The sequence below is a fragment of the Streptomyces sp. NPDC058864 genome, from assembly GCF_042742985.1.
In the GTDB taxonomy this organism is placed as follows: Bacteria; Actinomycetota; Actinomycetes; order Streptomycetales; family Streptomycetaceae; genus Actinacidiphila.
Genome location: NZ_JBHYMQ010000016.1, coordinates 96468 through 113641 on the forward strand (window position 1 = coordinate 96468; position 17174 = coordinate 113641).

General features: G+C 73.8%; 18 protein-coding genes. 5 read left to right on the forward strand and 13 right to left on the reverse strand.

The window, feature by feature from the left end; all coding sequences use genetic code 11:
* The first annotated feature begins 170 nt into the window (after nucleotides 1–170).
* Nucleotides 171–2069: a glycosyltransferase family 2 protein gene (locus ACFW3D_RS15375; protein WP_500504624.1), complete on the forward strand. Its 1899-nt coding sequence runs from the start codon at nucleotides 171–173 to the stop codon at nucleotides 2067–2069.
* A gap of 302 nt (nucleotides 2070–2371) precedes the next feature.
* Entirely contained in the window at nucleotides 2372–2725 is a 354-nt protein-coding gene (locus ACFW3D_RS15380) for a chaplin (protein ID WP_500504625.1), read from the forward strand.
* 61 nt (nucleotides 2726–2786) lie between these two features.
* Here ACFW3D_RS15380 and ACFW3D_RS15385 read toward each other — a convergent pair whose 3' ends face one another.
* Nucleotides 2787–4355 carry a S8 family peptidase gene (locus ACFW3D_RS15385; RefSeq protein ID WP_500504626.1) on the reverse strand — a complete coding sequence of 523 codons (1569 nt, stop codon included), beginning with the start codon at nucleotides 4353–4355 and terminating at the stop codon, nucleotides 2787–2789.
* Nucleotides 4356–4529: 174 nt separating this feature from the next.
* Between ACFW3D_RS15385 and ACFW3D_RS15390 the strand changes: the two genes are divergently transcribed.
* Complete coding sequence (locus tag ACFW3D_RS15390; protein ID WP_089221557.1) at nucleotides 4530–4805, forward strand: chaplin; 276 nt, start codon at nucleotides 4530–4532, stop codon at nucleotides 4803–4805.
* 61 nt (nucleotides 4806–4866) lie between these two features.
* Nucleotides 4867–5160: a hypothetical protein gene (locus ACFW3D_RS15395; protein ID WP_500504627.1), complete on the forward strand. Its 294-nt coding sequence runs from the start codon at nucleotides 4867–4869 to the stop codon at nucleotides 5158–5160.
* A gap of 125 nt (nucleotides 5161–5285) precedes the next feature.
* On the opposite strand, the gene ACFW3D_RS15400 is transcribed toward ACFW3D_RS15395, so the two are convergent.
* The 7 genes from ACFW3D_RS15400 to ACFW3D_RS15430 all read right to left on the reverse strand — a co-directional run bounded on the left by ACFW3D_RS15400 (nucleotide 5286) and on the right by ACFW3D_RS15430 (nucleotide 11480).
* Nucleotides 5286–5570: a hypothetical protein gene (locus ACFW3D_RS15400; protein WP_500504628.1), complete on the reverse strand. Its 285-nt coding sequence runs from the start codon at nucleotides 5568–5570 to the stop codon at nucleotides 5286–5288.
* Nucleotides 5571–5704: 134 nt separating this feature from the next.
* Complete coding sequence (locus tag ACFW3D_RS15405) at nucleotides 5705–6958, reverse strand: beta-ketoacyl synthase N-terminal-like domain-containing protein (RefSeq protein ID WP_500504629.1); 1254 nt, start codon at nucleotides 6956–6958, stop codon at nucleotides 5705–5707.
* Nucleotides 6955–8253: a beta-ketoacyl-[acyl-carrier-protein] synthase family protein gene (locus ACFW3D_RS15410; RefSeq protein WP_500504630.1), complete on the reverse strand. Its 1299-nt coding sequence runs from the start codon at nucleotides 8251–8253 to the stop codon at nucleotides 6955–6957. The genes ACFW3D_RS15405 and ACFW3D_RS15410 overlap by 4 nt, the downstream gene beginning before the upstream one ends.
* Complete coding sequence (locus ACFW3D_RS15415) at nucleotides 8250–9155, reverse strand: cupin domain-containing protein (RefSeq protein ID WP_500504631.1); 906 nt, start codon at nucleotides 9153–9155, stop codon at nucleotides 8250–8252. Before ACFW3D_RS15415 ends, ACFW3D_RS15410 begins: the two co-directional genes overlap by 4 nt.
* A gap of 248 nt (nucleotides 9156–9403) precedes the next feature.
* Entirely contained in the window at nucleotides 9404–9604 is a 201-nt protein-coding gene (locus tag ACFW3D_RS15420; RefSeq protein WP_500504632.1) for a hypothetical protein, read from the reverse strand.
* 77 nt (nucleotides 9605–9681) lie between these two features.
* Nucleotides 9682–10482 carry a family 1 encapsulin nanocompartment shell protein gene (locus tag ACFW3D_RS15425; RefSeq protein WP_500504633.1) on the reverse strand — a complete coding sequence of 267 codons (801 nt, stop codon included), beginning with the start codon at nucleotides 10480–10482 and terminating at the stop codon, nucleotides 9682–9684.
* Entirely contained in the window at nucleotides 10479–11480 is a 1002-nt protein-coding gene (locus tag ACFW3D_RS15430; protein WP_500504634.1) for a Dyp-type peroxidase, read from the reverse strand. Before ACFW3D_RS15430 ends, ACFW3D_RS15425 begins: the two co-directional genes overlap by 4 nt.
* A 125-nt stretch (nucleotides 11481–11605) precedes the next feature.
* Between ACFW3D_RS15430 and ACFW3D_RS15435 the strand changes: the two genes are divergently transcribed.
* Nucleotides 11606–12265 (forward strand): YoaK family protein, encoded by a 660-nt coding sequence (locus ACFW3D_RS15435; protein WP_500504635.1) that lies wholly within the window; start codon nucleotides 11606–11608, stop codon nucleotides 12263–12265.
* Between the two features lie 21 nt (nucleotides 12266–12286).
* Here the strand turns inward: ACFW3D_RS15435 and ACFW3D_RS15440 are convergent, their stop codons facing one another.
* From ACFW3D_RS15440 to ACFW3D_RS15460, 5 genes are all read right to left on the reverse strand, one after another.
* A complete protein-coding gene (locus tag ACFW3D_RS15440; protein ID WP_500504636.1) occupies nucleotides 12287–13528 on the reverse strand; it encodes a cytochrome P450 family protein in 1242 nt (413 codons plus the stop codon).
* A gap of 66 nt (nucleotides 13529–13594) precedes the next feature.
* Nucleotides 13595–13888: a hypothetical protein gene (locus ACFW3D_RS15445; RefSeq protein ID WP_500504637.1), complete on the reverse strand. Its 294-nt coding sequence runs from the start codon at nucleotides 13886–13888 to the stop codon at nucleotides 13595–13597.
* A gap of 205 nt (nucleotides 13889–14093) precedes the next feature.
* On the reverse strand, nucleotides 14094–15008 hold the full coding sequence (locus tag ACFW3D_RS15450) for an NmrA family NAD(P)-binding protein (protein ID WP_500504638.1): 915 nt from the start codon (nucleotides 15006–15008) through the stop codon (nucleotides 14094–14096).
* A gap of 21 nt (nucleotides 15009–15029) precedes the next feature.
* Nucleotides 15030–15410, reverse strand: coding sequence for a hypothetical protein (locus tag ACFW3D_RS15455; protein ID WP_500504639.1), 381 nt, complete (start codon nucleotides 15408–15410; stop codon nucleotides 15030–15032).
* Nucleotides 15411–15642: 232 nt separating this feature from the next.
* Nucleotides 15643–16965: an alginate lyase family protein gene (locus ACFW3D_RS15460; RefSeq protein WP_500504640.1), complete on the reverse strand. Its 1323-nt coding sequence runs from the start codon at nucleotides 16963–16965 to the stop codon at nucleotides 15643–15645.
* Nucleotides 16966–17174: the final 209 nt, after the last annotated feature.

Here is a 17174-nt window from a genome sequence, read left to right on the forward strand (position 1 = left end):
GTATCCGCGCCAGGTCGTAACGGGCAATGGGCGCGCACCACGCCACGCCGATTGTCTGCTTGTCGGACAAGTCTAGGGCCGTTTGCTACGTTCTCATTGCCCATCAGGGACTTTGTCCCACTTTCCACCTTTCGGTGATTCCTTCACCTCTCTCCTCCTACGGGGTCGCCGTGACGATCACGCCCAGCAGCATGCGCAAGACGCCCACCCGGCCCGGCGGGCTCGTCCCCTCCCCGGCCACCGGCGACGGCGGCCGGCCCGCCCCGGACCCCGGCGCCCCCCGCCGCCACGACTACGCGCGCCACGGCACGCTCACCGGACCCCTCAACGACCCGCCCCGGCCGGGGGTGCTGTACCGGGTCAGGTACCGCAGCCTGATGTCGCGCGAGGGGCACCGGGTCCGCACCTGGCTGCTGCTCACCGCCGCGCCCCTGGCCTCGCTGGGGGTGCTGGTCTGGCTCCTGCAGCCGCGTCACTGGACGGCCCGCGAGGCCGTGCCGCAGTGGGCGCACGTCGCGGACGTCGCGATGCTGGTCTGCCTCGGTCTCGTCGAGCTCTTCCGGCTGGTCTCCGTCGTCTCGTACGCCCATGCCACCCTGGTCGCCCGCGACCCGGTCCCGGTCGCCCCGGCACCGGGCACCCGGATCGCCCTGCTGACCTCCTCCGCCCCGGGCGAGGAGTCCCTGGTGGGGGTGCGGGCCACCCTGGAGGGCGCCGTACGTGTCCGGCACGACGGACCCGTCGACGTGTGGCTGCTGGACGAGGACGACGACCCCGAGGTCCGGCGGCTCTGCGAGTCCCTGGGTGTACGGCACTTCACCCGCAAGGGCGTCGAACGCTGGAACCGGCCCTCCGGCGCCCTCCGCACCGGTGCCCGGCACGGCGACCACAACGCCTGGCTCGACGCCCACGGCGACGCCTACGAGTTCACGGCCTGCCTCGGAACCGGCCAGGTGCCGCTCCCCAACTACCTGGAGCGGATGCTCGGTTACTTCCGCGACCCGGACGTCGCCTTCGTCGTCGGCCCGCAGGTCCACGGCAACCACGGCACGACGGTGGCGCGGGCCGCCGAGAGCCACCGGCTCCTCGTCGACGCGTCGGCCCAGCGGGCCGGCAACCGCTACGGCTCCGCCCTGTTCACCGGCACCACCAACGTCGTCCGCGTCTCGGCGCTGCGGCAGGCCGGCGGGCTGTACGACTCCGCCGCCGGCGACCTGGCCACCGGGCTGGAGATCCACAGCCGCCGCAACCCCGCCACCGGCCGCAAGTGGCGCTCGGTGCACACCCCGGACGTGGTGGCCGTCGGCGAGGGGCCGTCCTCCTGGGCCGGCTTCCTCGACCAGCAGAAGCGCCGCAGCCGCGGCACCTGCGAGTCCCTCCTGCGTCAGTTCTGGAAGGCCCCGTGGAAGCTGCGTCCCGGCAGCCTGCTCTCCTACACGCTGACGGCCGCCCACCACCCCCTGGCGGGTCTCGGCTGGGTCCTCACCGCGCTCGCCTGCGTCCTCTTCCTGGGGCTCGGCGCCACCGGGTCCCCCATCGACCCCGCGGCGTGGCTGGCCCTCCACTGCACCGCCGTCGCGTTCCGCCTCGCCCTCCGCGTGGGCAACCGCGGACGCAGCGTCAGCCCGCACCGCCCCAAGGGCTCCTTCGGCGTCGCCGGGGCGGTGATGTCCGCGGTGGCCGCGCCGCAGTACGTGCTCGCCCTCGTTTCGACGCTGCTGCGGCGCACACCGGGCCCGGCCACCGCGGCCGGGGGCGCCCGGGTCCGCCCGGACCGGCTCGCCACCTTCGGTGTCCACCTGGTGTGGGCTGCCCTGTTCGCCGGTTCGCTGCTGGCCTCGGTGCTCCTCGGCCACGGTCACCCGGCGATGCGCGCCTGGGCGGCGATCGCACTGCTGACCTGCCTGGTCCCGCTGCTGGTCTGGCGGTGCAGCGTGCTGCGGCGCCGGGTGGCGGGCGCCCTGTCCGCACGGCGGGGCCGGCGTACGGTCAGGGGCCGGCACCGTGCGCCCCGGCAGCGCGCCTCCACCCGGATGGCGGCGGTGCGGCAGCACTTGGCGCGGCGCTGAGGGACGCGGGAGAACCGGACAGCCGAGGACGGCCGCCCCGACCGGGCGGCCGTCCTCGCTTGTTCCCGGCCTCGCCCTGGCCGTCCCCCACCGGACGCCGAAGCCGGGGCGGAGGCCCGAACCGGGGCAGCCACCGAAGCCGGGGCGAGTCCCGACGCCGCCCGCGACCCGGCGAACCGACGCACCGTCATGCGGTATCCGAATCCGGTACGACTATTCGGGTGATCATGCGCATCCATGGACAAATAGGGTCGTTGATCAGATCACGACCTTTGGTCCCCTCCAGTCCGAAAGGAACAGAAGTGAAGCGTTTCTCCAAGGCTGTCGCGCTGACTGTCGCCACCGGTGCCCTCGTCCTCGGTTCCGCCACCACCGCCCTCGCCGCCGGCTACGACGGCGGCGGCAAGGGTTACGGCAAGAGCCACGGCAAGGGTTACGGCAAGAGCTACGGCAAGGGCTACGGCCTCGACGGCTACGGCTACGGCAACCGCCGCGGCGGTGCCAGCGCCCGCGCCATCGCCGTCGGCTCGCCCGGCATCCTGAGCGGCAACGTCATCCAGGTGCCGATCAACATCCCGATCAACGTCTGCGGCAACGGCCTGAACGCGATCGGCCTGCTCAACCCGACCGCGGGCAACGTCTGCATCAACGGCTGACGCACACCGTCGCACCACCCGGGGCCGCCGGAGGGCACCATCCTCCGGCGGCCCCGCCATGTCACAGGTCGTTGGTGTACGCCGACAGCCGCGCGGTGCCGTAGCCGCCGTCGATGGGCACGTTGCGGACGGCGTGGCCGGTGAGCCAGGCACTGAGCGTCGCGAAGGAGGCGTCCCCGTGGGTGTCCTTGTAGAGGGCCGCGATCCCGGTGACGTGCGGGGCGGCCATCGACGTGCCGTCCATGTCGCGGAAGCTCCCGTTGAGGTACGCCGACAGGATGCCCATGCCCGGTGCGTGGATGTCGACGCAGGTGCCCCAGTTGCTGAACCAGGCGCGGCGGTCCTCCTGGTCGATCGCCCCGACCGTGAAGGCCGTCCGTGAGCTCGCCGGCGAGACGAAGCACGCGTTGAGGTTGTCGTTCCCCGCCGCGGCCACCGGGAACACCCCGGCCCTGGCCAGGCCCTCGACGGCCCGGTTGGTGGCCTGCGACCAGCGCCCGGAGAGCGACAGGTTCGCCACGGCGGGCTTCTTCGCGTTCCCCGCGACCCAGTCGATGCCCGCGATCACCGCGGAGTCGGAGGTCCGCCCGACGCACGGGAAGACCCGCACCGACACCAGCGTCGTCTTGCGTGCGACACCGGTGTAGCTGCCGCCGACGACGCCCGCCACATGGGTGCCGTGTCCGTTGCAGTCCCCGCCGTCCAGGCCGTCGCCGATCGCGTCGTAACCGGGGACGGCACGGCCGCCGAAGTCCGGGTGGGAGAACTCGATGCCGCTGTCGACGATGTACGAGGTGACCTTGGCGCCGGTGGCCCGCACCTCGAAACCGGTGCCGCCGAGGGCCCGGTTGTTGATCCGGGTCAGGCCCCAGGGCGTGAACCCGCCCAGGCCGCGCAGCCCCTTCGACCGGGGTCCGGAGGAGTCCGGCACCGGGGCCGAGGGCGTGCCCGGGCCGGTCGCCGCCGGCGGGACGGGGACGGGCTTGGTCCCCGGCCGCGGGGCGAAGGACTCCGCCGGGGGTGCGGGATACGGAACCGCCTGCCCGGGTCCGGCCGGTTCCGGCGCCGCCTGGAACGGCACCGTCTGATCCGGGGCCGCCGGGGCCGGACCGGACAGCTCCGGCACCGCCTGCTCCGGTGACTGTTCGGGGGACTGCTCCAGCGGCTGCCCGGCCGGTCCCGGCCCCACCGGCAGGGGTGCCCCGGGTGCGCCGGTGTCCTGGGGGAAGTCGACGGGGCCGGTCGGCTCACCGGGGACGCCCCCGGGGTAGGGGGGCTCCAGGTCGCTGTCGGCGGGGGCGTCCTCCCCGAGCGGAATGGCGACCACCGCGTCCTGCTCCACCTCGTCCACGCCGGGCGCCGCGCGTACCCGCTCCACCTGCGCCGGTGTGAGCCGGGCCGCGAAGCCGGCCAGCGCGTGCCGGTAGGTGAAGAGCGGCTGGACTCCCAGCCCGTCGAGGACGGTCCGCGGTGCGGTGCCGCGGTCCAGGGTCACGATGTACTGGTCCGGAATCGCCCCGGGAGGACCGGGCCGCGGTTCCGCCGCGCTCGGGAAGGGCGCCGCGAGGGCGAGGGCGGGAAGGGCGGTTGTCAGAGCGGCGGAAGCCGTCCGCCGCAAGGAAATTCGCATCTGCGGAGCTCCTTGACCGGTGTCGGGAACTGACGACCCCCCAGGTTTCTGGTTATCAGCTCACCATCCCGGGCGCCCGGTTCCGGCGGCTGATCGGGTGACGCTCCGCATCCGCCCCGCGCTGCGCGTCGTTGACCAGACCGCACGTCTGTGACCCAAGGAAAGGAAGAGCTCGTGAAGCGTCTCTCGAAGGCCGCAGTGCTGACCGTCGCGGCCGGTGTCGCGGTGATGGGCAGCGCGGGTGGCGCCCTCGCAAGCGACGGCGGCAAGGACCGCCACCACGACCGCGGCGGTGCCTCGGCCGAGGCTGCGGCCGTCGGCTCCCCGGGCGTCCTCAGCGGCAACGTCATCCAGATCCCGGTCAACATCCCGGTCAACATCTGCGGCAACGGCATCAACGCCGGCGCGCTGCTGAACCCCACGGCCGGCAACGCCTGCTTCAACGTCTGACGGCGGCGCCCGCCCCCGGACGCCCCGCCATCCGCCCGCACCTCATCTGGAGCTCCGCAACATGCTGAAGAAGGCACTCGCCTGCGCCACCCTCGCGGTGGCCGCGACCGGCAGCGCCGCGGCCCTCGCGCCGACCGCGCAGGCCTCCGACGTCCATGGCGGGAACTACTCGCAGAACGTCAACGTCCTGCCGCACCTCTGCCTGGACGTGAAGCGCGTCAACGTGCTCAACCCAGTCGCGCTCGACGCGCTGACCGAGACCAGCGGCCAGCAGTGCAACGAGAAGTCCAGTGTGGTGGACGGGCACAAGTCGGCGCTGTCCGACCTCGCCGACGTCGGCGCGTACCAGAACTGACTCCACGGCGGGATCCACGGTGGCCGTCCCCGGCGAACGGGGGCGGCCACCGTTCGTGCGTACGCCGGGGAGAGCACGTCCACCGGGCGGAAGCGGGCACCGGACACCGGAAAGGGCCCGGTCCGTCAGTTCTGGTAGGCGCCGGCGTCGATCAGGTCCGACAGCGCGGACTTGTGCCCGTCGACGACCTTCGACTTCTCGTTGCACTGCTGGCCGCTGGTCTCGGTCAGCAGGTCGGCGACCACCGGGTTGAGCACGTTGACGCGCTTCACGTCGATGCAGGGGTGCGGGATCAGGTTGACGTTCTGCGAGTAGTTCCCGCCCGAGGTGTCGGAGGCCACGGCGGCGGGTGCCACGGCGCCGGCGGCCGCGACGGCGAGAGAAGCGCAGGCAAGAGCCTTCTTCAGCATGGGGAGTTTCTCCTCTGGGAGTTCAACGACGTCCTCCGGACGCCGACACCAGGAGCAACGCCCCCCGCCGGGCGGACGTGACGGGCATTGCTCCAGGTTCTCCCTCATTCACTCCCAGGCCGTAGGGCACGCCGCTAATACGAGGAGTCCGCGTCCAACGACCCGAGGACCACGGCGCTGTTGAAACCGCCGGTCCCGCGGGCGAGCACCACGGCCGTCGTCAGCCGTTCCGGCCGCGTCCAGCGCGTGACGAGTCGGATGCCGTACCGATCGCGGGCGGCCCGCGCGTCGCCGCCGCGGGTGGGCGGGACCACCCCGGTGCGCAGGGCGAGGGCGGCGGCCACCGCGTCCAGGGCGCCCGCGCCGGAGGTGAGGCGTCCGACGCCCGCCTTGGGCACCGTCACCGGGACCTCCGCCAGCCGGTCGCCGAAGACCCGGTGGAGCGCCGCCGCCTCCGCCGCGTCCCCGGCCGGGTCGCCGGCGCCGTCGGCGAAGACCACGTCCACGTCCCCGGGGGCACGGCCGGCCTGTTCCAGCGCCGTGGTGACGGCCCGGGCCAGCTGGACGCCGTCGGCCGCGGGCGCCGTGTGGTGGTGGGCGTCGTGCGTGGCGGCGTGGCCGAGCAGTTCGGCGTAGCCGCGCACCCCGCGCTCCGCGGCGTGCGCCTTCTCCTCCAGGACCATCAGGGCGCCGCCCTCCCCGGGGACGAACCCCGAGGCGTGCGGGCTGAAGGGCAGGTAGGCCCGTTCGGGGTCGGTGCCGCGGTGCACCGTGGGCAGGGTGGACTGGCAGGCGAGCGCGTAGGGCGACAGCGGCGCCTCGGTGCCGCCGACGATCACGGCCTTGCCACCGCGCCGCAGCAGCCGCCAGGCGTGCTTGAGCGCGTCGAGACCGCCCGCGCCGTCCGCGGCGACGACGCCGCAGCCGCCGGTCAGCCCGTGCCGGATGGAGATCTGGGCGGCGCCGGCCGCGTGGAACCAGGCGATCGACTGGTGGGCGCCGGCCTCACCGGGCTGCCGCGCCCACAGGGCGTGCGTCTCCCGCTGGCCGGACTCGTTGCCGCCGGAGCCGCTGGAGGTGACCACCGACAGGTGGAACGGGGGGTGGCCGGCGGGCCGCAGCGCCGCGTCGGCCAGCGCCATCTCGGCCGCGGCCAGGGCGAACCAGGTCCAGCGGTCGGTCTCGGCGCGGAGCGTGTCGTCGATCCAGCGCGCCGCGTCGAACCCGGTGACCTCCCCGGCCAGTACGACCGGGGAGCGACTCGCGTCGGGCCTGCCGATCGGCCGGATGCCGTTGCGCCCCGCGACGGTGGCCCGCCAGTAGCGGCGGGCGCCGACGCCGGTGGGGGCGACGACCCCGAGCCCGCTGAGGACCGCGCGTGTGGTCATGCCTCCGCCTCCCGTTCGGGGTCCGGCTCCAGGGCCGAGAAGACCATCGCCGACTGGAAACCGCCGAGGCCGCAGGCCACCGACAGCGCGTGCCGTACCCGCCGTTCGCGGGCGAGGACCGGCGTGTAGTCGAGGTCGCACTGCGGGTCGGGCCGCAGCAGGTTGGCGGTCGGCGGGATCACCCCGCGCCGCACGGCGAGGGCGCAGGCGGCCATCTCCAGGGCGCCCGCCGCGCCGAGGCAGTGGCCGATGACGGACTTGACGGAGCTCACCGGGACCTTGCGCGCGTACTCGCCGAGGGCGCGCTTGTACGCGGCGGTCTCGTAGCGGTCGCTCTGCACCGTGCCGGAGCCGTGGGCGCTGATCCAGTCGAGCTGCTCGGGGGCGATGCCGGCCTCCGACATGGCGGAGATGATCGCCTCGCTCAGCTCGTAGCCGTCGGGGCGCAGACCGGTCATGTGGTAGGCGCCGGTCCGGTTGTCCCAGCCGCCCACCTCGCAGTAGACGGACGCGCCCCGGGCACGGGCGTGCTCCAGTTCCTCCAGCACGAGCACGGCGCCGCCCTCGCCGAGGACGAAGCCGTCGCGCCGGGCGTCGAAGGGTGCCGGGGCGAGTTCGGGGTCGCCGGCGAAGGCGGTGGTGGCGCCGATCGCGTCGAAACACGCCACCGTGACCGGGGAGATGGGCGCCTCGCCCGCGCCCGCCAGCATGACGTCGGCCTCGCCGTCGCTCAGCGTCCGGAAGGCGCAGCCGATCGCGTCGACGCCGGAGGTGCAGCCGGTGGAGACGACCGAGGACGGACCGTGCAGGCCGTGCCGGAGCGAGAGTTCGGCGGCGGCCGAGGAGGGGTGCATCGCCCGGTGGAGGAAGGGCATGCCGTGGTCGGGGCTGACCTCCCAGTGCCGGCCGCCGTCGCTGGCGACGACGTACTCGTCCTCCAGGGTGACGGTGGCGCCCACGGCGGTGCCGAGGCAGACCCCGATGCGGTCGGTGTCCTCGGCCTCCGTGCGCAGTGCGCTGTCGGCGAGCGCCTCGGCGGCGGCGGCGAGCGCGAACTGGGCGAACCGGCCGTTGCGGCGCGTCTCCCGGGGGGTGAGGCCGGCCGCGAGTGGGTCGAAGTCGGCCTCGGCGGCGATCCGCGAGCGGTACCGCGCGGGGTCGAAGCGGGTGATCCGGCGGATCGCCGGCCTGCCCCCGACGATCCGCTCCCAGAACGCCTCCCGCCCGACGCCGCCGGCGGCGACGGCCCCGACGCCGGTCACCACCACCCTGCGCGCGGTACGGCCCGCGGTCACCGGTCGACCAGTTCGCGGCCCGGTGCCGGGCCCTCCGTCGCGGGTCCCGCCGCGGTCGCGGCACGGGCGATGGCGGCGGCCTGCTCGCGGGTCTCGGTGTCGACGTGCCCCAGTTCGGGGCGCGGCGCGAGCGGTGCCAGGAAGAACACGGCGCGGGCCACGGAGCCGGAGGTGTTCACCAGCCGGTGGCGGACCCCGCGCGGGATCAGCAGGGCCTCGTTGGCGGCGACGCTGCGCGGCGAGCCGTCAAGGTCGACCCGCACCTCGCCCTCCACGACGACCAGTTGTTCCTGCGAGTACGGGTGGTGGTGCTCGGCGACGGCCTCGCCGGGGCCGACGGTGACCATGCCGCAGAACCCGTCGGTCGTACCGACCGAGGTGGTCGTCAGCAGGGTGCGGATGTCGCCGCCGCGGCGGGTGTCGGCATGGGTGTCCAGGGTGCCGACGGGACGGATCCGGCGGGACTCCAGCCGGTCCTTGATCAGCTGCATCTGGACACGGGAGTTGCTGTTGATCCGTTGCCGCATGCCCTCGTCGTCGACGGGTGCGTCCACCTTCATCCGGAAGTCCTGCAGCCAGCGCATGCGGGTGCTCTCCGGGCCGAGCTCCTCGTACTGCCAGTAGATGTTCATGAACTCGAACGGGCCGGTCTCCAGCCGCCGGGCCCGCACGGTGCGGGTGGCGGGGTCGGCGGTGCGCTCGGACACCCAGGACCAGATGCGGCCCTTCTCGTCGGGGTGCATGGTGAGCCGGAAGCGGGTGGTGTCGCCCTCCTGGGAGATGATCTCGGCCTCGGCGTACTCGCTGAAGAGGGTGGGCCAGCCGGCGACGTCGTTGGTCCGCAGCCACACGTACCGCAGGGGTGCGTCGATGACGATCTCGTTCTCGGTGTGCATCGTCATCGGTTCCGCACCTCCGCGGCGCGGTGGCCGGACAGACGTTCCGTCACTGGATTCATGGGGGGACTACCTCCAACCGAGCGGGCCGAATAATCACACAATCGGTCCCCGCGGTGACGGAACGTGACACACCCTCCCGGCCCGCTCCACCCGGACGGGGGCACACTTCGTGAGGGTCCGTCAGCGGGCCTTCCCGCGCCGGTGGTCGCGGACTCGGAGCGTCCGGTCCGGAAGCGGTGCGCGGCCCGCTCTCACGCGCGATGGTGGGGCGCCTCCGTGCCGTCCACGTGGGTGCCGGGCACCACCGGGGCGTGGGCGGGCGGCAGGTCCTCGGGGACGCGCTCGCGGTCGCGGCCGTCCTCGCGCTGCGGGGCGGCGTGGCGGGCGGGCCCACCCGTCCTGACCTGGGAGCGGTGCGGCCAGAGCGATGACTTCCTGTGCTTTCCGGTCATAACGGGCGAATACCCGTACCGGACCCCCGTCACCCGTCGTCCGTCACCGGTCGTCCGTCACCCGTCGTCGGTCGGCGTCACGCCGCCGTGAGCGCGACCGCCGCCTCCGCCGTGTGCACCAGGAAGGTGAGGGTCTCCTGGAAGTACAGCCGCACGCTGGTGTCGTCGTGCGACAGGTAGCCGATGGAGACGTCCTCGCCGATGCGCAGCTCGAAGTCGCCGCCGCGGGTGGAGAGCAGGAACGCCCCGTCGATGGCGGGTGCCCACACGATCTCCCCGTCGAGGAGCCGGGCCAGGTGGGCGTGGATCGGGTAGCCGTAGTGCGAGGTCTCGTTGACGGCGGTGTACGCGTCGGCGCTCAGCGCGAGCGTGTACGGGCCGCCGACGCCCGCGAGGCGGAGCGCCGAGATGGCCTGGCTGACGGCGTTGGGGTAGTCGCGCACGTCGGCGGGGAGGCTCAGCGGTGGATTCGAGGCGCTCGCGCGGATGCCGGTGATGCCGGCCGCCGCGTACCCCTCGAAGACCGCGCGGTCCTCGGTGAAGGCGATGCGCCGGGCGGCGTCCTTCACGGGCTGCCAGTCCGCGTCCTGGGCGCCGCGCTCCACGATGTCGACCTCGCTGCGGTCGACCGTGAAGGGCACGCGCAGCTCCACGACCGGCTGCGCGCGGCGCACGCGGGCGACGACGCCCTCGTGGGGCGCCTCGACCGGGTCGAGGTGGCCGGTGTTCACCCCGGCGAACGCGGGGCCGGCCGCCTCGGGCACGTCCACGATCCGGCGGGCGGCGACGTGGCGCTTGAAGGTGCGCCGCGCCTCCTCCTCCAGGTCGTCCCAGGCGGCTTCGGAGATGGGGGCGAGTTCCCGGTGCAGGTTGTTCATGACGTGACGGTCTTCCTCAGGTCGCCGATCCCCAGCGACTTCGCGGCCGGGACGGCCGCGACGGCGGGGGGATCGGGAAGGTCGTCCAGGAAGTCGGCGGAGGGCACGAAGAACAGCGTGCCGGTCACGGCCCGGGAGAAGTCCAGGATCCGGTCGTGGCTCGCCTGCCCGTCGCCGAGGAACATGTTGCGCAGCATCCGCTCGGTGACCTCGGGGGTCCGCGCGTAGCCGATGAAGTACGTCCCGAACTCGGCGGTGCCCACCCGGCCGAACGGCATGTTGTCGCGGAGGATCTGCCGTTCGGTGCCGTCCGCTTCGACGATCGTGGTCAGGGCGACGTGGGAGTCGGCCGGCTTGACGTCGTCCGCCATCTCGACGTTGCCCAGCTTGCTGCGGCCGATCACCCGCTCCTGCGCCTCCACGGGCAGGGCGTTCCAGGCGTCGAGGTCGTGCACGTACTTCTGCACGATCACATAGCTGCCGCCCGCGAAGTCCGGGTCCTCGTCGCCGGTCAGGACCGCCTCGATGGCCTCGGGGCCCACCGGGTTCTCGGTGCCGTCGACGAACCCCAGCAGGTCGCGGACGTCGAGGTACTTGAAACCGTGCACCTCGTCACGGACCGTGACGTGGCCGCGCAGCCGGTCCATCACCAGCGAGGCCAGCGCGAAGCACAGGTCCAGCCGGGTGGCCCGGATGTGGAAGAGCAGGTCGCCCGGGGTGGCGGGCGCCTGGTGGCGGGCCCCGGTCAGCTCGGCGAAGGGGTGCAGCCCGGCCGGGCGCGGTCCCGCGAAGAGGCGGCCCCACACGTTCGACCCCACGCCGGCGACGCAGCTGAGCCGCCCGTCCGGGGTGCCGAAGCCGACCGAGCGCTGCAGACCGGACAGGTCCTCCAGCAGATCGCGGACGGCACTCTCCCCGCCGGGGTCGACCGTCACGACCAGGAAGATCGCGGACGTGGTGAGAGGGCTGAGCACCGGCTGCGGCAGCGGTTCCGCCATCACCACGCTCCTTCGTGTCGGGGCGGCGCCCGGGGCCGGGCGGACACGCTCAAGTCTGCTCCGGGCCCCGGCCCGGTGCATCCTGACCAGGAGCGGCACCGAACCCCTGCGGAAGGCGGCTGGACATGAGCGGTGGCCCGGAAGGGGAACGGCGGCGCCTGCTGACCGTGCTGCTGCTGGTCCTCACCGTGCTCAGCGGGCTGGTCGACGCCGTGAGCATCCTCAGCCTGGGCCATGTCTTCGTGGCGAACATGACCGGCAACCTGGTCTTCGTCAGCCTGGGCCTCGCCGGGGCGGCCGAGTTCTCCGTCGTCACCTCGCTGGTGGCCCTCGGCGGCTTCGCCGTGGGCATCCTCTTCTGCCGGGCGGCGCTGTCCCGGCTGGGTCCCCCGGTCGCGCTGGTGAGCGCGGCCGCTCTGTGCGAGACCGCGCTGTTCGCCTCGGCCACGGCACTGCACGCGCTGGACGGGCCGCGGCGCGTGCTGGTGGCGGTCTGCGCGGTGGCGATGGGCATCCAGAACGCGATGGCCGGGCGCGTCGGCATCGCCGGGCTGACCACAACCGTGATGACCCGCACCCTCGTCGGGCTGCTCGGTGACACCGGCGCCGCGGCGCACGACCGGAGGGTGGCCGTGCGCCAGGCGCTGAGCGTCGCCGCCCTGGTGGCCGGCGCCCTCGCCGGGGGCCTGCTGGTGCTCCTGGTGACACCGCCCGCGGCGCTCGGCGCGGCCACGGGGTGCGCGCTGGCGGTGGCCGGGGCGGCGACCGTCGCCGCCCGCCGGTAACCCGTCCTCCCGTACGGCCGCTCAGAAGCGGACCGGGAGGGCGACCAGGCCGCGGGTGCGCATCGAGGGGCGCCACCGGAGCTCCGCGGGGTCCGCGTCCAGGGCGAGCCCGGGGAAGCGGGCCAGCAGTTCGGTGAGCGCGATCTCGGTCTCCAGCCGGGCCAGGGGTGCGCCGAGGCAGTAGTGGATGCCGTGCCCGAGGCCGAGGTGCGCGGTGTCGGCGCGGCCGAGTTCGAGCCGGTCGGGCTCCGGGAAACGGGCGGGGTCGCGGTTGGCCGCGGCCAGCGACAGCAGCACCGTCTCGCCGGCGGGGACGGTGACGCCGCCGATGGTGACGTCCTCCAGCGGGAAGCGCCGGATGGCCAGCGGGGCCGGTCCGTCCCAGCGGGTCAGCTCCTCGACCGCCGCCGCGGTCGAGCCCGGCTCGGCCCGCAGGGCGGCCAGTTGCCCGGGGTGCGTCAGCAGCGCCAGGACGGCGTTGCCGATGAGCTGCACGGTGTTCTCGTACCCCGCGAACAGGACGAGGAAGGTCAGCGACATCAACTCGTCCTCGCTGAGCCGGTCGCCGTCGTCGCGGGCGGCGATCATCGCGGAGAGCAGGTCGTCCTCGGGGTGGGCGCGCTTGCGGGCGATGAGCTGCCCGAAGTACGCGAGCATGGCGCCGACCGCCTCCTTCGCCGCGGAGGGACGCGCCGGGTCCGGTGCGACCAGCGCGTCCGTCCAGCCCCGGAAGTCGCGGCGGTCGCCGGGGGCCACGCCCAGCAGGTCGCAGATCACGCTGATCGGCAGCGGCGCGGCGTAGGCGGCGATCAGGTCGGCGCGGCCGTCGGGGGCGACGGCGTCCAGGAGTCCGGCGGCGGTACGGCGGACCGGCTCGCGCAGGTCCGCGACGCGGCGCGGGGTGAAGGCCTGCGACACCAGGCGCCGGATGCGGGTGTGGTCCGGCGGGTCCATGTTCAGCAGGTTGGCGTCGAGAGCGGGCGGCAGCGCGAACCCGGAGTAGTTGCCGGGCAGGGCGTTGCGCTTGTCCAGGGACAGCAGCGGGTCGCCGAGCGCCTGGCGCACGTCCTCGTACCGGGTGACCACCCAGGCGGGATGCCCGTCGGTGCCGGTCACACGGTGGACGGGACCGGCCTCGCGGAGCCTGCCGTACGCCCCGTAGGGATCGGCGATCAGCTCGGCGGGGCCAACGGGTGCCTGCCCGGGCGGCGTTGCGTCCGGCACGGCGTCCGGCTCGGCGTTCGGTGGGGTCGAGGTGGCCATGACCCCACCCTAAGAGCCGGCTCGTGGCGCTTCGTCCCTTCGCCCCTGCGGCCGCCTCGACGGGCCCTAACCGAGCGCCGCCGACAGGAGAGCGGCGGCCACGAGGTAGGCGATCACGGCGGCGACGATGACGCCCACCATGGCGAGCGCCTTCACCGCGGAGGGCAACCCGGAACGGGCGATCTTCAGGTTGATCATGGTGGCCGCTCCGCCGGCGATTCCGCCGAGGAGCCCGCCGAAGACGATCAGCACCAGCGGAAGGAACGTGCCCCCGGCCTGCCACGGGGAAAGTCCCCGGAACTGGGCCCATCTGTCGGGCTTCACGGCGGAATCGGGCAGGAGGTCGGGCAGCTGGGCCATGCGGGCTTCCTTGATCACATCGGAATGAGGAGCGCAAGGATGACGCATGTCCCGGACGGGCGAGGAAACTCCCGGTGAACGACCGGGCGACAGTAGGTCTCTCCCGCGGTGAGACGGGCCCGGCGGCGACCGTGTTGCCGAGGCTCTGCCCGCCGGAGAGCTTGGAGCCGCGGTGCGTCCGAGAGCGGTAAGCCCTCGGGCGGCATCAGCCGAAGACCTCCGGGTGCTCCCGGACCAACTCCGGTATGCCGGAGGCCGGTCTGCCCAGGATCTCCCTGATGTCGTCGGTCGCGCGGTCGTAGCGGTTCGCGGCGTGGAGGCGGGCCATGGTGGCGATGTGCTGCCGTACGTGGTCCGGGAGCCCCAGCGCGTCCAGGTCCCGGGCCCACTCCTCGTACGGCACGTCGAGGTAGCGGACCTTCCTCCCCAGCGCCTCGGTGAACTCGGCGGCGATCGCCGTCATGTCTCGGGACTCCGCCCCGGTCAGCTCGTGGACCCGGCCGACGTGCGACGCCGGGTCGGCCAGTACCGCCGTGACCACCTCGGCCACGTCGCGGGCCAGGACGGGCGAGGTGCGCCCGTCGCCGAAGGGCAGGCGGATCGTGCCGTCCCGGGCGATCGAGCGGAACCCGAGCCCGAGGAAGAGCGGGTTCTCCATGAAGACCGTCGGCCGGATGTGGCACACCGGGACCCCGGACCAGTCCATGACCTGCTCCGCCAGCCACTGCTGCCACTGCTGCTTGGACTCGGTGGTGCTGGTGAGCTCCATCTGCGAGACCGTCATCTGCGACATGTTGACCAGGACGTCGAGTCCGCCGTGGGCGCGGGCCACGGCCGCCGTCGTCGCGGCGGCCTGCAGGTACTGCGCCGACACGCCCATCCCGAAGTACATCCGGCCGCAGCCCTCCGCCGCCCGCGCGACGTCCGCGGTCCTGATCAGGTCGCCGGCGAACACCTCCGCCCCGGTGGCCCGCAACTGCTCCGCCCGCTCGTCCTCCCGGTGGACGAAGGCCCGGACGGGGAAGCCGCGTTCCCGCAGCAGCTCGACGGTGGTGTGCCCGACCGCTCCCACGCTGCCCGCGGCACCGGTCACGAGGATCATCGGGCGGTCGGAGGTCATCGCGGTGCTCCGCCGGTTCCGTCAGGACGGCGACGTCACGCAGGACTGTGGTGCGCCGCCCGCCTCCAGGCAGGAGACGACCGGTGCCAGCGCCGCCGTCAACTGGTCGGCCGTCATCCCGGGATGCGCCTGCAGCCACTGCGTGGCGAGGGCGGTGAAGGCCTGCACATGGGGATCGGCGGCGATGTCCGGATGGGCCTGCAGGAAGGACTGCAGCGCCTCCTGGACGTCCGCCGTGGACCATCCCGAGGCACCCGGCAGGCAGTGCGCCGGGGAACCGCCCTGCCCGTCCCCGCCCTGGCAGCCGTCGTCGGCGAGGGCCGTACCGGTCCCGCCGAGGGCCAGGGCCCCCGCCGCCAGCGCGGCGATCGTTCCTGCGGCGAGCTTCTTCGAGAGAGACATGGGGTCCACCTCGGGGTCGGGTGGTCGGATCGGCGGTGCCGGCGCTCCCGAGGCACCGGGCACACGACGGTGCCTGCGAGGGAGCGCGGATCACCGGCCCCCTGGGGAGGGGCGGGATAGCCGGGGCCCGGGGCACCCGGATCGCGGTGCCGGGCCGTCATCGACAAGACCCAGCACATCACAGTCACCCGGATGGCGCATCCGGAGGATCCGGGGCCCCGGTCGTCCCCGTTCAGCCCGTGATGCCGTCCAGTTGCTCCGGCGCGGGCCGCAGCGCCCACAGGTCGCCGCCCGGGGGCGCCTCCAGGTCCGGGAGCGCGGCGCGCGCCCGCCGGTCGCCGTGGTCGGCGGCCGCGTGGACCACGTCGGAGGCGGCGTAGGCGTGGAAGGCCAGCTCTGGGTGGGGCCACGGCCCGGCGCCGGTGGCGGCCGGCAGCAGGAAGTCGACGGCCCGCCGCAGTGACGCGCCGTCCGTGTCCGTGTGGTGCCACAGGTCGACGCCGACGTGGTCCCCGACGGCGGCGAGCCGGGTGAAGGCCACCAGGTTGAAGGTGGAGTAGTGCCAGCTGCGGGTGCGCGCGAGTTCCTGCGGCTGGCTGCCGTCGGCGGCGATCTGAGGGTCGATCAGCCCGGCCCGGGCGGCGGCGACGGTCTCCCGGGCGAGCGCGGTGCGGCCGGTGGCGGCGGCGAGCGCGGCGACCTGCATGTGGTGGAAGGTGCCGTGGTTGTTGGCGGCGGCACCCTCCTGCTTGCCGAAGTCGCTGTCCACCAGCCAGTCGAGGAACCCGTTCTCCCAGATCCGCATGCCGTCACGGTCCCCCGCCGACCAGCCGGGGGCGCCCAGGTCCAGGACGGCGGTGGCGTCGAGGAGGCTGGTGAAGCCCTGGGAGAAGTCGATGATGCCGATGGCCCGTCCGTCGTAACGGCACGGGATGGCCTGCGCGTTGCCCAGGTTGGGGTTCATCCGCGTCTCCGGGTCCACGAACCAGGTGCGCAGGATGCGGGCGGCGTGCTCGGCGTACGCGCGCCTGCCGGTGTAGTACCAGGCGAGGGAGAGCTCGTAGGCCGACTCGAAGACCTTGCCCCGCTCGTCGTGGTCGGTGAGCCCGTCGACCTCGGGGTTGCGCTCCCCGTCGCGCTGCACGTACGGGCAGCCCTGCGGGTTGTCGGGGGTCCTGGGCGCACCGGGCCACCAGTAGGGGGCCTGGCTGAAGTAGTCGTGCGGGTCGCCGCTGGGCGGGACGCGGTCCTTGTCCACGACCGTCCACGGACCCTGCCCCAGCCAGGCGTCGGCCTGGACGACGAGGTCCCGCAGGGCGCGGCGGGCCTGCGGATCGCCGGCGCGCAGCCGGGCCTTCGCCCGTACCAGGTCCTTCCCGTCGAGGACGACCGTCCGCGGTGCCGCGGCGGGCCCGCCGGCCGTGCCGTGGTGTCCGTCCGGCCGCGCCGCGGCGGGAGCGGCGGAGGCCGGCGGGACGAGGAGGGCCGCGAGGACGGCGGCGAGGACGGCCGCGACGCCTGCGCGGCGCCGCGGGTGACCCCAGGGGGTGCGCATGTCTCTTCTCCCTCTGTCTTCCTATGTGAACAGAGCTCAACTCCATGAACGCGCCACCGGAACCTAGAGCGGGGCCGGAGAAGCGTCAAGAGCGCCCCTCCGGCCATGGCCTCCACCCGGGCGTTCACATACAGGAACCTTCGCCACGTAGGTGTACAGAGATGTCATAGCCATGCCACGCTGAGCCCGGCCTCCTCGTGAACCTCCCC

Coding starts and splice junctions, on each gene's coding strand:
- ACFW3D_RS15385 (WP_500504626.1), bottom strand. CDS start 4,355: ATGCGAATTTCCTTGCGGCGGACGGCTTCCGCCGCTCTGACAACCGCC.
- ACFW3D_RS15395 (WP_500504627.1), top strand. CDS start 4,867: ATGCTGAAGAAGGCACTCGCCTGCGCCACCCTCGCGGTGGCCGCGACC.
- ACFW3D_RS15400 (WP_500504628.1), bottom strand. CDS start 5,570: ATGCTGAAGAAGGCTCTTGCCTGCGCTTCTCTCGCCGTCGCGGCCGCC.
- ACFW3D_RS15405 (WP_500504629.1), bottom strand. CDS start 6,958: ATGACCACACGCGCGGTCCTCAGCGGGCTCGGGGTCGTCGCCCCCACC.
- ACFW3D_RS15415 (WP_500504631.1), bottom strand. CDS start 9,155: ATGACGATGCACACCGAGAACGAGATCGTCATCGACGCACCCCTGCGG.
- ACFW3D_RS15420 (WP_500504632.1), bottom strand. CDS start 9,604: ATGACCGGAAAGCACAGGAAGTCATCGCTCTGGCCGCACCGCTCCCAG.
- ACFW3D_RS15425 (WP_500504633.1), bottom strand. CDS start 10,482: ATGAACAACCTGCACCGGGAACTCGCCCCCATCTCCGAAGCCGCCTGG.
- ACFW3D_RS15430 (WP_500504634.1), bottom strand. CDS start 11,480: ATGGCGGAACCGCTGCCGCAGCCGGTGCTCAGCCCTCTCACCACGTCC.
- ACFW3D_RS15435 (WP_500504635.1), top strand. CDS start 11,606: ATGAGCGGTGGCCCGGAAGGGGAACGGCGGCGCCTGCTGACCGTGCTG.
- ACFW3D_RS15440 (WP_500504636.1), bottom strand. CDS start 13,528: ATGGCCACCTCGACCCCACCGAACGCCGAGCCGGACGCCGTGCCGGAC.
- ACFW3D_RS15445 (WP_500504637.1), bottom strand. CDS start 13,888: ATGGCCCAGCTGCCCGACCTCCTGCCCGATTCCGCCGTGAAGCCCGAC.
- ACFW3D_RS15450 (WP_500504638.1), bottom strand. CDS start 15,008: ATGACCTCCGACCGCCCGATGATCCTCGTGACCGGTGCCGCGGGCAGC.
- ACFW3D_RS15455 (WP_500504639.1), bottom strand. CDS start 15,410: ATGTCTCTCTCGAAGAAGCTCGCCGCAGGAACGATCGCCGCGCTGGCG.
- ACFW3D_RS15460 (WP_500504640.1), bottom strand. CDS start 16,965: ATGCGCACCCCCTGGGGTCACCCGCGGCGCCGCGCAGGCGTCGCGGCC.